1 protein-coding gene is annotated in these 393 nt (G+C 36.6%); it reads left to right on the forward strand.

Annotated elements, in window-relative coordinates; all coding sequences use genetic code 11:
- Positions 1 to 393 (forward strand): transposase (locus OH814_RS20565; RefSeq protein WP_308829462.1); only part of this gene is annotated, 393 nt, incomplete at both ends.

A 393-nucleotide genomic window follows, 5' to 3' on the forward strand; every position in this document is an offset into this window, starting at 1 on the left:
CCACCGTTGGGAAGCTATTGAACAAGAAAACAATCTGCTCATGGAAGCAAAAGAAAAGAAAAACAACCCCGAGATTGAAACTTTTGAAAATGGCGATACCCGAAAGCAACTTTTGGCAAGAAGCAGGTATTTACTCTACAAAACCAGAGAAAAATGGACTGCATCGCAAAATCAGCGAGCGGAAATCTTATTCTCGCAATATCCTGATTTAGAAAAAGCGTACAATTTATCTGATGGCTTGAGGAAAATTTACAACCAAAACATTCAAAAATCCGTTGCAATGTTGAAACTGGCACATTGGTTTAAAGAGGTGGAAGAATCAAGATTTAAAGCTTTCTCGGTGCTCAGAAAAACCATAATGAATCATTACAATGAGATTCTCAATTATTTTGA

The sequence above is a fragment of the Chryseobacterium sp. CFS15 genome, from assembly GCF_031118795.1.
GTDB classification, from domain to species: domain Bacteria; phylum Bacteroidota; class Bacteroidia; order Flavobacteriales; family Weeksellaceae; genus Chryseobacterium; species Chryseobacterium indoltheticum.